At 31.7% G+C, this 14,782-nt stretch carries 22 protein-coding genes; 21 read left to right on the top strand and 1 reads right to left on the bottom strand.

Annotated features, from left to right (window positions below; genetic code table 11):
• Window positions 1-308: 308 nt before the first annotated feature.
• From CDH49_RS14975 to CDH49_RS15015, 8 genes are all read left to right on the top strand, one after another.
• Window positions 309-869, top strand: coding sequence for a hypothetical protein (locus CDH49_RS14975; protein WP_100616342.1), 561 nt, complete (start codon window positions 309-311; stop codon window positions 867-869).
• 148 nt (window positions 870-1,017) lie between these two features.
• A complete protein-coding gene (locus CDH49_RS14980; RefSeq protein WP_157805332.1) occupies window positions 1,018-1,614 on the top strand; it encodes a hypothetical protein in 597 nt (198 codons plus the stop codon).
• A gap of 457 nt (window positions 1,615-2,071) precedes the next feature.
• Window positions 2,072-2,449 (top strand): hypothetical protein, encoded by a 378-nt coding sequence (locus CDH49_RS15655; protein ID WP_157805333.1) that lies wholly within the window; start codon window positions 2,072-2,074, stop codon window positions 2,447-2,449.
• 143 nt (window positions 2,450-2,592) lie between these two features.
• Complete coding sequence (locus CDH49_RS14990) at window positions 2,593-3,195, top strand: LA_2272 family surface repeat-containing protein (RefSeq protein WP_100616345.1); 603 nt, start codon at window positions 2,593-2,595, stop codon at window positions 3,193-3,195.
• Window positions 3,196-3,373: 178 nt separating this feature from the next.
• Entirely contained in the window at window positions 3,374-3,874 is a 501-nt protein-coding gene (locus CDH49_RS14995) for a barstar family protein (protein ID WP_100616346.1), read from the top strand.
• Window positions 3,875-4,023: 149 nt separating this feature from the next.
• Window positions 4,024-4,458 carry a hypothetical protein gene (locus CDH49_RS15005; RefSeq protein ID WP_157805334.1) on the top strand — a complete coding sequence of 145 codons (435 nt, stop codon included), beginning with the start codon at window positions 4,024-4,026 and terminating at the stop codon, window positions 4,456-4,458.
• A 146-nt stretch (window positions 4,459-4,604) separates the two neighbouring features.
• A complete protein-coding gene (locus CDH49_RS15010; protein ID WP_100616349.1) occupies window positions 4,605-4,964 on the top strand; it encodes a hypothetical protein in 360 nt (119 codons plus the stop codon).
• 377 nt (window positions 4,965-5,341) lie between these two features.
• The gene (locus CDH49_RS15015) at window positions 5,342-6,271 is read left to right on the top strand and encodes a hypothetical protein (RefSeq protein WP_100616350.1); all 930 of its coding nucleotides are present in this window, start codon (window positions 5,342-5,344) and stop codon (window positions 6,269-6,271) included.
• A gap of 176 nt (window positions 6,272-6,447) precedes the next feature.
• On the opposite strand, the gene CDH49_RS15020 is transcribed toward CDH49_RS15015, so the two are convergent.
• Complete coding sequence (locus tag CDH49_RS15020; protein WP_100616351.1) at window positions 6,448-6,861, bottom strand: winged helix-turn-helix transcriptional regulator; 414 nt, start codon at window positions 6,859-6,861, stop codon at window positions 6,448-6,450.
• A 104-nt stretch (window positions 6,862-6,965) separates the two neighbouring features.
• Here CDH49_RS15020 and CDH49_RS15025 point away from each other — a divergent pair, with 104 nt between their 5' ends.
• The 13 genes from CDH49_RS15025 to CDH49_RS15095 all read left to right on the top strand — a co-directional run bounded on the left by CDH49_RS15025 (window position 6,966) and on the right by CDH49_RS15095 (window position 14,677).
• Entirely contained in the window at window positions 6,966-7,328 is a 363-nt protein-coding gene (locus tag CDH49_RS15025; protein WP_100616352.1) for a nuclear transport factor 2 family protein, read from the top strand.
• Between the two features lie 10 nt (window positions 7,329-7,338).
• Window positions 7,339-7,782, top strand: coding sequence for an SRPBCC family protein (locus CDH49_RS15030; protein WP_100616353.1), 444 nt, complete (start codon window positions 7,339-7,341; stop codon window positions 7,780-7,782).
• Window positions 7,783-7,794: 12 nt separating this feature from the next.
• The gene (locus CDH49_RS15035; RefSeq protein ID WP_100616354.1) at window positions 7,795-8,139 is read left to right on the top strand and encodes an RNA methyltransferase; all 345 of its coding nucleotides are present in this window, start codon (window positions 7,795-7,797) and stop codon (window positions 8,137-8,139) included.
• Window positions 8,140-8,304: 165 nt separating this feature from the next.
• Window positions 8,305-9,042: a hypothetical protein gene (locus CDH49_RS15040; RefSeq protein ID WP_157805335.1), complete on the top strand. Its 738-nt coding sequence runs from the start codon at window positions 8,305-8,307 to the stop codon at window positions 9,040-9,042.
• Window positions 9,043-9,217: 175 nt separating this feature from the next.
• Entirely contained in the window at window positions 9,218-9,763 is a 546-nt protein-coding gene (locus CDH49_RS15045) for a regulator of G-protein signaling domain-containing protein (protein ID WP_100616356.1), read from the top strand.
• Between the two features lie 138 nt (window positions 9,764-9,901).
• Window positions 9,902-10,273, top strand: a complete 372-nt coding sequence (locus CDH49_RS15050) for a hypothetical protein (protein WP_100616357.1) — start codon at window positions 9,902-9,904, stop codon at window positions 10,271-10,273.
• Between the two features lie 164 nt (window positions 10,274-10,437).
• Window positions 10,438-11,067: a tetratricopeptide repeat protein gene (locus CDH49_RS15060; protein ID WP_157805336.1), complete on the top strand. Its 630-nt coding sequence runs from the start codon at window positions 10,438-10,440 to the stop codon at window positions 11,065-11,067.
• Between the two features lie 152 nt (window positions 11,068-11,219).
• A complete protein-coding gene (locus CDH49_RS15065) occupies window positions 11,220-11,639 on the top strand; it encodes a DUF4288 domain-containing protein (protein WP_100616360.1) in 420 nt (139 codons plus the stop codon).
• Window positions 11,629-11,793, top strand: a complete 165-nt coding sequence (locus CDH49_RS15660) for a hypothetical protein (protein WP_157805337.1) — start codon at window positions 11,629-11,631, stop codon at window positions 11,791-11,793. Before CDH49_RS15065 ends, CDH49_RS15660 begins: the two co-directional genes overlap by 11 nt.
• Window positions 11,794-12,012: 219 nt before the next feature.
• A complete protein-coding gene (locus CDH49_RS15075; RefSeq protein WP_100616362.1) occupies window positions 12,013-12,381 on the top strand; it encodes a hypothetical protein in 369 nt (122 codons plus the stop codon).
• A gap of 170 nt (window positions 12,382-12,551) precedes the next feature.
• Window positions 12,552-13,328, top strand: a complete 777-nt coding sequence (locus CDH49_RS15085; RefSeq protein ID WP_100616364.1) for a hypothetical protein — start codon at window positions 12,552-12,554, stop codon at window positions 13,326-13,328.
• A gap of 174 nt (window positions 13,329-13,502) precedes the next feature.
• Window positions 13,503-13,988, top strand: a complete 486-nt coding sequence (locus CDH49_RS15090) for a hypothetical protein (RefSeq protein WP_157805338.1) — start codon at window positions 13,503-13,505, stop codon at window positions 13,986-13,988.
• Between the two features lie 164 nt (window positions 13,989-14,152).
• Window positions 14,153-14,677: a GNAT family N-acetyltransferase gene (locus CDH49_RS15095; protein WP_100616366.1), complete on the top strand. Its 525-nt coding sequence runs from the start codon at window positions 14,153-14,155 to the stop codon at window positions 14,675-14,677.
• Window positions 14,678-14,782: the final 105 nt, after the last annotated feature.

Here is a 14,782-nt window from a genome sequence, read left to right on the forward strand (position 1 = left end):
AAAACCGACAATTGGAAAACTTGAAAACGGAACTTGGTATAAATTTTCAAACCTGTTAATGAATACGAAATATTATAAATATGTGTATGTTGACAGTATTGGAAAAACACACGTTTTTAATGTAAATAAAGCGAATTATTAATAAAAAAAGCCAGCGTACAACACCGTGTATAAAAAATTGCTAGTTTTAGTTAACACAAAGTTAGTTGCGTGTTTGCTGGCTTCCGATTTTCCTTCGGAAAATCCTAGCCCCCAAACACGCAACTTTCCATACACAAACACGTTGTGAGCAAGCTGAATAAACCAAAATGAGCGAAAGATTAAAATGGAATATCGACAAAGATAAACTGATTGGCTACAAAATAGAACCTTGGACAGAAGACTATTTTATTTCTTCGCCAAATAATGATTATGGAATTATTGTCTATAACATTAAAGAATCAAGTATGCTTTCTTATGCAGGAATTATTGGAATTTACTCTAACTATGAAAATCCTAAAAAAGAACTAAATTCAAGTCGAACTTGGATTTGGTTTGATGACGACAAAACATTCTATTTTCTTGAAAAATCTGACTGTATTGCTTGTCGAAAACCAGCTTACAATCCCGATACTACAAAAGGGGATTTCCCCTTTATAATAATAAATCTAAAAAAACAAAAGTTTGCATTTATCGAGTTTGATGGAACTTCTATTTATTACGGACTCGAAGAAACAGAAAAAAATAAAGCAAGATTAATTGAAGTTCACCCTAAAGATTTGGAATATCTGAACAGAGAAAAACGGACAAACGAAATTGTGGATTTTGAAAAATTAAAATGGTTCGACCTAATTGAATTTGACCGAGCATTAGAAAAATATAACGAATAAAAAGCCAGCTCACAACACCGTGTATAAAAAATTGCTAGTTTTAGCTAGCACAAAGTTGGTTGCCTGTTTGCCGGCTTCCGATTTTCCTTCGGAAAATCCTCGCCCTCAAACACGCAACTTTCCATACACGAACACGTTGGGCATAATTATGAGAATCGTAACTTTAATAATACTTTTTGCTTCATTTAATCTTTATTCTCAGGAGATTGAATACCAGTTGTATTTGAAAAACTCTTGCAATGACTCAATTGAAAAAGCAGTATTTTATTTTTTAAAAAAAGGAGAGCAAACTTATGAAACTTTAAATCTTGATAATCCAATTATCAGAATTCCAGCGAGTGGAAATTACCAACTGATTTCTGAAGAAACAAATGAAAAACTAACAATTGAAATTTCTAGAAATAATTCAAAGGACACTTTACTTCTTCCGTCGATTTATAAACTTGAAGGGGTTTTACCAGCATCATATAAAAAAGATATCAGCGAATCTGAATTAAAGAAGTTGAGAAAAAAATCTCGCTCAGTATTTAGAAAATGTGAGTCCAATCTAAACGGAGAACAAAAGGAATATTTTACGAATGGAATTATGAGATTTTACGGGAATTTTAAAAATGGCTTTGCGGTTGGAGAAATTAAAGAGTATTATCAAAACGGAAACATAAAAAAACTTTTGATTTACGACAACGATGGTTATTTTAAAAAAAAAGTGGATTATGACAGGAGTGGAATTGAAATTAAAAAATAACTATGCCCAACACCGTGTATAAAAAATTGCTAGTTTTAGCTGGCACAAAGTTGGTTGCTTGTTTGCTGGCTTCCGATTTTCCTTCGGAAAATCCTCGCCACCAAACACGCAACTTTCCATACACGAACACGTTCTACACCATTTGAAAAAAACTCTGTACATAGCATTAACATTTCTTCTACTTTCAGCGATAGGTTGTAAAACCAACGATGAAATTAAAAACATTGCTGATTTTTTTAAAAATAGTTCTGGAAAATATGAGCCAGTCGCAAAAATTGATTTTTCATTATCCGACTCTTTATTATTGAAAAGTATAGAAATACAAACAAAAACTGACTTGTGCAAAAACTCGAGATTTACAGCAATTATAAATTACCACGACATAAACATTGAGTTTCCAGCATTTGCCAACAAAAATTGCAATTGGAATACAATCCCACATAATCTTATTCCGATAATGATTAATAAAGAAAACCAAGTTCTTGTAGATTATGAATTGGTCGAATCAAATGAAAGTTTGGAAAATAAATTAGTCAAAGCTACTAAAGAAATGATAATTGGAACTGAAAGAAAAAATCTTCTTTATCTGTTGCAATGGGATACAGAATTAAAACCTGAATTGGCAAAAAGAAGGATTTTTGAAATTTTAATAGGAATCAAAAATTACAGCAATGAAATATCTATGAGTATTTTTAAAAAAAATATTTCGGAGTTGTCAGGAACCGAGAGAGATTTATTAAAAGCGGAATTTAGTGGAATCATAGGTATAAATGGTTATTTTCCACCGCCACCGCCACCACCGCCGAAAATGGAAAACGAAACAAAAGAGGAATAAAAACGGTGTAGAACAACGTGTATAATTAATGGCTAGTTCTCGCCTACTTACGAAAATCCTCGCGGATTTTCTATTCTGTTTTTATTTGCTAAATTAGGTGCTTAAACACGCCACTAATCATACACATAAACGTTGGCATTAATATGAAAAACCTAACAATCACAATAATATTTCTGATTTCAATTAAAGTCCTTTGTCAAGATTTTAATGAAAAAACAAGATATTTATTTGGAACTTTTCATACACAAAATACAACTATTAATGGAATCTCTGTCGGAGCATTTCCAGAGTTTAATGAAAAAAAGAGATTTGTTAGAACCAACGGCATTAGACTTGAAATTCCTGGACTTGGACTTGTCGGGTTATTGGCAAATGGAAGTTTAATTAGAAAAGAAGAAACTGATGAAATAATAAATGGTTTGAATATTTCAGGTGGCACCATGGGAAACGTTTCTTTTAATGGAATCACGTTGGCTTTATTGGTTCAAAGTGGAACTGAAAATAACGGAATTGCAATTGCTGGGTTATGGAATGGAATCGACAAATCAAATGGAATTCAAATCGCTGTATTACTTAACGAAGCGACCTATAGTAATGGAATTCAGATTGCTCTATCAAACTCGACCGAATATATGACAGGAATTCAAATCGGACTTTTGAATAAAAGTAAAAAAACAAAAGGAATTCAATTAGGACTTTGGAATATTAACGAAAAACGTAAACTACCAATAATTAATTGGAATTAAAAAATACTAATGCCAACACCGTGTATAATTAATTGCTTGGTTCTGGCTTGCTTACGAAAATCCTCGCGGATTTTCTATTCAGTTTTTATTTGCTAAATTTAGTGCTTAACCACGCAACTAATCATACACGAACACGTTGGGCTTCATTATGATAACCGTCCAGATTTAAAAATTACGAATGGAATTAAGAGCAGATAAAATAGAAAGAGACATCGAAATTCTGAAAAACGGACCAATATGTAAATATTTTAAAAACGGAGTTCTGAATGATGATTTAATTTGGTTCAGCAATAACAATTTTGAGATAATAGAAATGAACACTCGGACTTGGAATCGCAAAAATGCGCATCCGAATTTAAAAACTGCGTTGAATTTTCCTGATTATTATGGGGAAAACTTAAATGCATTTGTCGACTGTTTAAGAGATTTATATAATAAAAAATACAAAGGACTGATTTTAGCATTTAGAAATTATGACAACTTTGTAAATGAGGACAAAAATCTTGCAACAGGAATTTTAGACATCATTGCAAAAGAATCACGAATTTGGCTTTTAACTGGACAAAAGCTAATCGGACTTGTTCAATCCGACAATCCTGACTTGGATTTTCCTGAATTGGGTGGAATTAGTCCAGATTGGAATTCATCAGAATGGTTTAATGACAACCGAAAAAAATAACGAAAGCCCAACACCGTGTATAAAAAATTGCTAGTTTTAGCTAGCACAAAGTTGGTTGCCTGTTTGCCGGCTTCCGATTTTCCTTCGGAAAATCCTCGCACGCAAGCACGCAACTTTCCATACACGAACACGTTAGCCACAAGTTGAAAATGAACAGAATAACCAACAAACCACATCTAATTTTTTGGCTTTCGATTCCCTTAATAATGTTAAGCAGATTTGTAAGTTCAACAGAAAATTTGGTTGTTAATAAATACGACACTTATTACGTTTTTTCGCTGACTGAATTAAACATTCTGATTTCAATTCTTTTTGCAATAATCGGACTTGGATATTGGATTATGCTAAAAACAAACAGAAAGCTATCCAAATGGCTGAATTTGACTCACATTGCGCTGACTTTCGGCGGAATTTTGCTAATCTGGGTTTTGTCGCAGCTTTACCGAGAATCGATAGTGGAATTTGATTTTAATGAAAATCTGACTTTAGCAATTTATTCAATAGCGTTCATTGCTGTTGTCGGACAAATTATATTTCCGATTAATATTATTAGCGGATTAATAAAAAATAAAACCAGTGGCTAACACCGTGTATAAAAAATTGCTAGTTTTAGCTAACACAAAGTTGGTTGCTTGTTTGCCGGCTTCCGATTTTCCTTCGGAAAATCCTCGCCCTCAAACACGCAACTTTCCATACACGAACACGTTGTAAACAATTTAAAAACGAACTTTTGAGGAAAGCATTAAAATATGGAATTCTGATTTTCGGAGTATTAATTCTAATTGGATTTACCCTTAAAGGACAAATTACTCATGAACAATTCGACTCTGAAAAATGGAAAAACTGGACGGAATCTGAATCTGAATTGTCATTGCGTTGGGATATGATGAACAGCTTACGAAATAATCACGAACTGAATGGCAAAACAGAAACGGAAATAATTGAGTTATTAGGTAATCCAGAAACAAAATCCGACTCTGAATTTGGTTACTATTTGGGAATGGCCAAACAAGGAATTAGCACAGGACATTTGACAATTTATTTTGACCAAAATAAAAAAGTAAAAAGTCTTAAAGTTCATAGAAGTTAATTTTAATGCTGTATTTTAGAATCATATTTTTCGTTTTGTTCATAATGGAATTAAGATTTCTAAATTTTAAATAAAAGCGAGACAAATATATTTGGATTGGAATAATTTTAATATTCAGTTACATTGGATATTCTTTCTTTTTAGCTTTTAAAAGAAAGTTATTAATTAAAAGAGAATTTGAACCAAAGTTTAATAAGAATAAATTAGAATCTGAATAAAAAAACTGTTTACAACACCGTGTATAAAAAATTGCTAGTTTTAGCTGGCACAAAGGTTGTTGCTTGTTTGCTGGCTTCCGATTTTCCTTCGGAAAATCCTCGCCTTCAAACACGCAACTTTACATACACGAACACGTTAGCTGTAATTAAAAACCAACTATGAGAATAAAAATATTATTAATTGCTCTTACATTAACATTTAGTGCTTGTGGACAAACTGAAAACAAAAAGCAGATTCCCGTTAAAACCTCAATTCCAGGAACTCATATTTATATGGAAAAACCAAAAGATTTCCAACTCTCTACAGATTTTATAGGATTAGAAAGTGGAGAAACCGCACTTATCCAGTTTTATGACTTATTTGGAGGAAACTATAATTCAAATGCAAAAAACTTTACTAAAGAAAACTTCGAAAAAAAAGGAGTGACTGTTTTTGACTTTAAAGAATTAAATATTAGTGGCTATCCAGCAAAACTTGCTTTACTTCAAGGAGACCCTAATCAAAAAAGCTTACAATTGGTATTTGGCGATGATGAATTTTCAGTAATGGCAATTGCTATTTTTAATAATTTGGAAAAAGAAAAAATTAAAATCGTTGAAAAAGCTTTTTTGACAATCGAGTATGATAAAAAAAGAATTGTAGACCCTTTTGAAATTGCCTTTTTTGAGATAGATGACTCAAAAAGTAATTTTAAATATTCAAAAACGGTATCAAATATGTTTTTATATACTAAAGATGGAATTAAAAAAGATAATTTTATGGGAGAATCCGCATATTTGGTTTCACAATTGCCAACGGACAGACCAAATATGAACCCAAAACTTGTTCTTGAAACTAATTTAAATTCATTAGTTCAAAATGGGTTACAAATTACTAAAAGAACGGCTACTGACAGAACAACTGTAAATGGTTTTAAATGTTATGAAGAAATTATCATTGGCGTGCTAAACAATCAAGAAACACATATAATCATGACTGGTGTAGTAAATAAAAGCAGGTGTGTTATTGTTGCCGGTTTAGCTAAAGATGATTTCAAGACAACAATAAATGAATTTGGGTTACTTACGGATAAATTAAAAATGAAATAACTACAGCTAACACCGTGTATAAAAAATTGCTAGTTTTAGCTAATACAAAGTTGGTTGCTCGTTTGCTGGCTTCCGATTTTCCTTCGGAAAATCCTCGCCCACAAACACGCAACTTTCCATACACGAACACGTTGTAGGTAATGCCAAAGAAACATCCGAACTACAAACAAAATTCATTAATTTGATAAATGTTCCTTTTCCAATTTCTCTCGGATTTGGGAAATAAGATAATCTCGATTTTTAGTTGCTTGAGCCAAAAAAACTTTTCCAGCTTCCGTTTTATCGTCATAAAATCCACCCCAAATAATCATTTCGACCAAAACAGGGAGCATTTTAATTCCTTTTTCGGTAAGACTGTATTTAATACGTGACTTTTTAACATCGTCCTCGCCTTTCGTAATTATTTCATTTTCTTCCAACATTTTCAGTCTATCTCCAAGGACACTTGTAGAAACTTTTTCATCAGATTCTAAGAACTCATTATAGTGTCGTTTTTCCTTGAACATTAAATCTCTTAATATTAATAAAGACCACTTATCTCCAAAGTGTTCCAACGTGTAATTTATAGGACAATGTGAGCGTACTTTCATAAGACAAAGATAAAAAATATTTTCATTTAACTTGGTTTTTCAAAGTTAATTTGTAACTTCGCTTCGGATTTACAAGTTAAATTATTAATTTAAAAAATTAAACAATGGAAAAATCACCAATGGAAGTATTTCAAGCCTTCGGACAAGGTTTGATGTCGGGAACTGATTCTTGGAAAGACATAGTAGCAAAAAACGTAACGTTTACAGGACCAGTTGACCAAGTAAAAGGTTTGGAAGACTTTGCCAAACTCAATGAAAACTTTATGCCAATGATACGAGGTAACGAAATGAAACAGGTTTTGGAAGCTGGAAATTTTGTAATAACCCAAGTTTTGATGGACTTGGCAATGCCTTCAGGAAAAACTATTCAATTAGATATAAACGAATGGTACGAAATCAAAGATGGTAAAATTCAGAACATCAAAATTTACTATGATGCAGAAGAATTTAGAAAAGAAATGAATTAAAATAAATGTTATGGGAACAATAATAAATCAAATAACCATAAATGCACCAATCGATAAAATTTGGGAGGCACTATCGAATGTCGAAGAATTGGAAAAATACGACCCAACCGTAGAAAAATGTGCTGTCTTATCCGAATCCAAAAATGGTATAGGTGCAAAACGAAAAGTTACAATGAAAGACGGCAAAAATTGGTTCGAGGAAAAATGTACGGTTTCAAAACCTAACGAGGCATTGACCTACGAATTAACTAACTGCTCGTTTCCTGTTCAAAACTTAAACCATTCATACACATTTGAACAAAATGGAAATCGGACAACAGTAAAACAGATTATGGACTACAAAGTGAAATTTGGTTTTTTCGGAAAAATCCTTGACAGCCTTGTAATCCGAAAACAATCGGACAAGGGAATCAAGCTATTTCTAAGCGGACTAAAATCCTATACCGAAAATTAGTATCTTTTACCTATGGCATATGACGAACATTTAGGCGATAGAATTCGACAAATACTACAATCAAAACAAGTCCAGTTTTACGACAAGAAAATGATGGGTGGATTGATTTTTATGGTCAACGAAAAAATGTGTTGCGGAATCCATATTGACAAAAAATATGGCGACAGTCTTTTAATGGCGAAAATCGGAACAGAATCTTACGAAACGGAAATAAAAAAAGATATTTGCTTGCCAATGGACTTTACAGGCAGACCAATGAAAGGCTATATTTTCATCATTCCAAAAGGATTTGATATGGATATAGATTTGGAATATTGGATTGAAAAAGCGTTGGACTTCAACAGAAGTGCGGAATAAGCACTACCTACAACACCGTGTATAATTAATTGCTTGGTTCTGGCTTGCTTACGAAAATCCTCGCGGATTTTCTATTCTGTTTTTATTTGCTAAATTTAGTGCTTAACCACGCAACTAATCATACACGAACACGTTAGCTGTCAGGCAAAAAACATTCGAACATAAATGAACATTAGGAAGAAAATATTTTCTGGAATAATTTTAACAACGATATTATTTATAAGTATGGGATTTTTTAGCTTTTTTAAAAACACAACAAAAACACAGACTCCAATTGAACCTTATAAAGAAAGTTCTGCGAATCTAATTTACAACTTGCTCTTTTGTGACAATGTAGACTTATATAAGAAAAATACTGAAGAACCATATACTTATCCTTTTGATATATTATTTTCAGATAACAGTTCTGAAAATGAATTACAAAAAATAATTGACGACAAAAATTCTGACCCAAGAATTAAAACGCTTGCTTACAATAAGCTAATTATTAAAGGTATTAAACCGACAAAGAAAGAACTATTAGCTGTTATTGTCGAAGTTGGTCTTGAAAATGGACTTGATGTTTTAGCCTCTTTTTCTGATGGAACAGCAAGATATATAAATCAAACTGGGAAAATATTGGTTTGGGAAAAAAGAGATGATATTAAAGCAAATGAAATTACCGACAAATTATTTGAGAACAGCCAAAAAATAGTTCAACAGATTGGTGCTTGGGATAAACCGAGAAGACCAAACCCAACAAAAGGCAATGTTCGAATTACTTTTTTAGTTTCTGACGGATTATATTTTGGAGAAGGACCAATTGATGTTCTATTTAATGACCAAATGGCTAATCCTGCTTTAACTAATGCTACTGAACTTATGAAATACTTAACGGAAAAATCATTAGATGACGGAAAATAAACTGAAAGTAAAGCCCGAACAGCTAACACCGTGTATAAAAAATTGCTAGTTTTAGCTGGCACAAAGGTTGTTGCGTGTTTGCCGGCTTCCGATTTTCCTTCGGAAAATCCTCGCCCTCAAACACGCAACTTTCCATACACGAACACGTTACCTGCAAGCTGAAAAAACATCGCGAATGAATGAAAATCTAGAACTAATATTTGAATTTGAGAGTGCCGAAAAATATAACGAAGCATATTCTCTATATCAAAAATTGATTTCGGAAAATAATGCGGATTTTGAAACATGGAAATACTATTTCTTCTTTTTATGGTCTATGATAGAAAATGTAAATGGACAATTTACAAAAGTAACTGACCTGCGGACTGAATTAGAAACGGAACTAAAAAACGGACTGAATAAATACTCTGAATTTGCGGAGTTTAATTTCATTGCAGGTTATGCCATTTCTATCTTTCCTTACGAATTTGGAGAATATGAAAAATTGGATATAAAAGGAAAACAAATGCTAAAAAAAGCGTCTGAAATGGAACCTTCTAATCCGATTTACAAAATGGTTTATTTGGGTTCGCAAGTTCTCAATGAAAAAGAACAGAAATTATATAAAAAGGCTTGTGCGGAATCAAAGCCGATTTTAAAAACAAAATATAGCGGAAAAGGATTATTGAACGGATATTTTAATCAAGTATTTAATCGTGATGAAAAAAAAGCCAGCAGGTAACACCGTGTATAAAAAATTGCTAGTTTAAGTTAACACAAAGTTGGTTGCTTGTTTGCCGGCTTCCGATTTTCCTTCGGAAAATCCTCGCCCACAAACACGCAACTTTCCATACACGAACACGTTGTAAGCAATTTAAAAATGATATTCTGGAACACTGAAAATAGCATCGAACCAAAGAAAAATTTCCACGCAGAAATTCAAGAATATTATTTCGGAATATCTAACAACAGAATTCCGACTGAATTGCTGACGGAAATAATCGAAAAAGTAACGGACAAAATTTACGCCGATTACAAACGATTTTGGAAACAATATCCGAAATCCAGAAAACGATACTCAAAATTGAAATTAGAGGATTTAGAACACGATTTTGTTTACTTTTTGATTACGGAATTTATCCAAAAATCTGAACTGAATGAATATAGGAAATTTTCAAAAGTATTGCTGAAAATGAACGATGAGGAATTTGACAAATATGAGGAAAGAAAATATTGGTATGAAAACAAATAAAAACTGCTTACAACACCGTGTATAAAAAATTGCTAGTTTTAGCTGGCACAAAGTTGGTTGCTTGTTTGCCGGCTTCCGATTTTCCTTCGGAAAATCCTCGCCCACAAACACGCAACTTTCCATACACGAACACGTTGCCCACAATTTGACCGAACAGAACTCCAATGGAATGGTATAGAAAAAAATCTTGGACTGAGAATGATAAAGAACATTTCTTTACCAAGCTCAAACGTGCTCGAAAAGATAATAGAGCAGAATATTTAAGAATACAAGCAGTTGAATTAATTGAGACCGATAACCCAAAATTACTTGAAGTCGCTGAATCACTTCTGACCCAAATGCTGACTGAATATCCAGACGAAAATTTTAGTATAAGCTCTGCATTAAATTCACTTGGAGATATTTATTATAAACAGAATAAATTAGAAAAAGCTATTGATTTTTATAAAAAGTCCGTTGATTTTGAGAAAAAATATCCTAATCTAAAAACTCAATCGTACTTAGGATATTCAGAACTAATTATAAAGACTAATAAAATTGACCAATTTGATTTCGTGAAAAGAATTATTCTTGAACGATTTAATAATATATTTTTTCCTGTAGAGAAATATAAAACAGCTTCAATTCTTTCGATTATTTACCAACGAGAAAATCAAACTGACTTGGCTGAAAAGTATGCTAATATAGCGGAACATAATGCTAATAAAGAAACTTCGGGATTAAGATATCACAAAAACTTAGGAATTGTAAGCAACCGAAAAAGTTGGCTTGATAAACTTGTAAATCGGAAATAAAAACTGTGGGCAACACCGTGTATAAAAAATTGCTAGTTTTAGCTAAACCAAAGTTTGTTGCTCGTTTGCCGGCTTCCGATTTTCCTTCGGAAAATCCTCACCCCCAAACACGCAACTTTCCATACACGAACACGTTGGCTACAATTTGAGAAATGAGAACTCAAGAGAAAATATCGAACGAAAACGGAAATTGGTATATCGTTGAAATTATAGAAAAATGCGAACCAGTTGACCGAAATGAAAAACAAGATTTACGTAGAGTAACTACTTGGGGAAATCATCATTTGATTAAAGCTAACTCACCAGAAAAAGCATTTGACAAAGCTGTAAAACTTGGTAAAGAATCCGAGTTTAAATTTATCAATACGAACAAAATAGAAATGGAATGGATTTTTGTCGGAATTGGCGAATTATTGCCAATCTATGACGACAACATTGAGGACGGAACTGAATTAATGTGGAGAGATTACGGATTTATCTCTGACCGCCGAACTAAACGGTTAGTTTTTGACAAAAAAGAGTTTTTAAAAGACTTTAAACCCAAACCAAAATTGCCGAAAAATGGGAAATAAACGTAAAGGACAATTAACAACCGATATTGAATGGTACAATCATTTGAGGAAAATTGGCAAAAGGTTTTTCTGGAAAGGCGAGCGTATTGCTGAAAAGAAAATGATTAATGAAAATTTGACTGAAATTGAAACTGAAGAAAATAAAAAACTGTAGCCAACACCGTGTATAAAAAATTGCTAGTTTTAGCTAAATCAAAGTTGGTTGCTTGTTTGCCGGCTTCCGATTTTCCTTCGGAAAATCCTCGCCCACAAACACGCAACTTTCCATACACGAACACGTTAGCTTTAATTTGAGAAATATCGTCCAAACAATATTTTTAAAATATCAATTATACTATACGCTATTGAAAAATAAATTAGAAAATTAAATAATATGGATAAAATTGTCACTGGACTAATAGTTGGAATTATAATATTAATATTGAATATATTAGTTAGAAAATATATTGACCCAATAATGCCTGATAAAAAGAAAGCTGTTTCATATATGAAAAAGTTTCTGCTTTTTAACATGAAGTATACTTTAACCATTTTTTTATTAATATATTTTTTCATTTCACTTGAATTTAATAAGTTATTTGTTTTAATTATATCTCTTTATTTATCCATAATTTTTTTCAATATAATAATTGATTTTACATCCAAAATTTCGGAACTAAATGCACAAATTCGTCAATTACATTTAGAAATGATTGAAAAAATTGCGAAAGAGGTTGACAAAATAAATGGAATAAAAAACTAAAGCTAACACCGTGTATAAAAAATTGCTAGTTTTAGCTAAATCAAAGTTGGTTGCTTGTTTGCCGGCTTCCGATTTTCCTTCGGAAAATCCTCGCCCCCAAACACGCAACTTTCCATACACGAACACGTTGTAAGCAATTTGACTAACCAAAAAACATTACATAAATTAGGATGAAATTCTCTGACAAAATAATGCTTGAAAACGATAGAATATCTACTATAGCAGATTATACTTCAAAATATTATTTTGAAAAAGATTTAAAAATAAAAATAACCGTATTTGATTTATTGATTTTTTTCCAATTTGATAAACACAAACGAGTGATTTATGGAAACTCAATTTTAACTTTAAATGTTTTAAATAAAGTCTTTAGAAATAATGGATATAAAATAACATTGACTTATAACAATGTTATTGATTATAAAACATTATGCATAATTAAAGAAATTGAATTCGATTTTATAGACGAATGTAAAAAAGAAATAATTAAAATAAAACAGTTAAAACGCACGGAATTTGACCGATTAAATTATAAAAAAATACATAGCTATTGTAATAGAATTATTTTCGAATTAAAAGAGTATCATACCGAAATCAAAAAATTGAAAAAACAGGAAATAACAGGATTCCATGAAAATTTTTCAAAAATTAATCAAAAATATTTTTGTCTTTTTCAATTTTCAGATTATAAGAGATTTGGACTTGACTTGAACCTAATTAATAATGATACATTAAAGTTTATTAATTCCTTGGATATTTATTTAGAAAACATATCTGAAATCATTGACGTTATGGAGAATGGAAATTATAATTTATTACATGAAACTTATTTTAGTGATATAATTAACTTTATCGATTTCGAATATGAAGATACTGATGAAACTGATTATGAAAAAAGTATTATGACAGCATTAAGAAATGGTATGAGGGACAATATAGGCTATTGACAGAAAATTAAAAACTGCTTACAACACCGTGTATAAAAAATTGCTAATTTTAGCTAGCACAAAGTTGGTTGCCTGTTTGCTGGCTTCCGATTTTCCTTCGGAAAATCCTCGCCCACAAACACGCAACTTTCCATACACGAACACGTTGCCAGTAATTTAAGAACAACATACATTTTGAAAAAAATATTTATTAAATGCCTTATATCTTTAGTTTTGGTTTTGATTTCTTGCAAAGAATCGAAATCAAATTCGAAATCAAATGAATCGACTAAAACAAATATTGTTGAATTAATTAAAACAAAAACCGATCTGGAATTATCAGAGAATTTCGAAATTATTAAAGATACTGTTGAACATACAGAAGAAGCTTTTGATTCGGATTACTCGTATGAACTGACAATTGAATATAAAGAATCTGATTCAAAAAATATTAAGGAACAAATATTAAATTCCAAATTTTTTGACACCATCAATTCAACTAATTATGCTGACCCAATATGGGAAATAATTGATTCCAAAACTAACAAAGGAATTTGGACATATGACAAAAATGGATTTGAATTCCTGCATTGCGACAATAAAAAAAATCGACCAGAACCTTTTTATTTGACTGTGGACACTATTACAAAGAGAATTGAACTGATTTTAATACATTTATAAAAACTACTGGCAACACCGTGTATAAAAAATTGCTAGTTTTAGCTAATATAAAGTTGGTTGCTTGTTTGCTGGCTTCTGATTTTCCTTCGGAAAATCCTCGCACACAAACACGCAACTTTCCATACACGAACACGTTGTGTGTAAGCTAGAAAACAATACGGTAAATGATTTTCAGAAAAGGAAATATAGACGATTTGGAACAACTTAAAGAGTTGGGATTAAAATCTTGGGTACAATTCAAAGATGAGTTAACTAATGATAATTGGAATAAATTATATAAAACTCTCGATGACCATCAGACCTACTCTGAATTGCTAAAAAAATCTGAATGCTTAATTTGTGAAAATGACAAAAAAATAATTGGTATGGCTTTTCTAATTCCAAAAGGAAACCCGACCGAATTATATGATGAGAAATGGTGTTATTTAAGATTTGTTTCAGTCGACCCAAAATACAGAGGCAATGGAATTGGAGAAAAACTGACCAAAATGAGTATAGAAATTGCTCAAAAAAATAACGAACAAATTATGGCACTTCACACTTCTGAAATAATGGGAAGTGCAAGGCGGATTTATGAAAAGATTGGATTTAAAATTTTGAAAGAACTTGAACCAAGACTTGGAGTTAAATATTGGTTATATACAATTGAACTGAATAAAATAAAAGCCAACACACAACACCGTGTATAAAAAATTGCTAGTTTTAGCTAACACAAAGTTGGTTGCCTGTTTGCTGGCTTCCGATTTTCCTTCGGAAAATCCTCGCCCGCTAACACGCAACTTTCCATACACGAA

This window comes from Confluentibacter citreus, assembly GCF_002807055.1.
GTDB classification, from domain to species: Bacteria; Bacteroidota; Bacteroidia; order Flavobacteriales; family Flavobacteriaceae; genus Confluentibacter; species Confluentibacter citreus.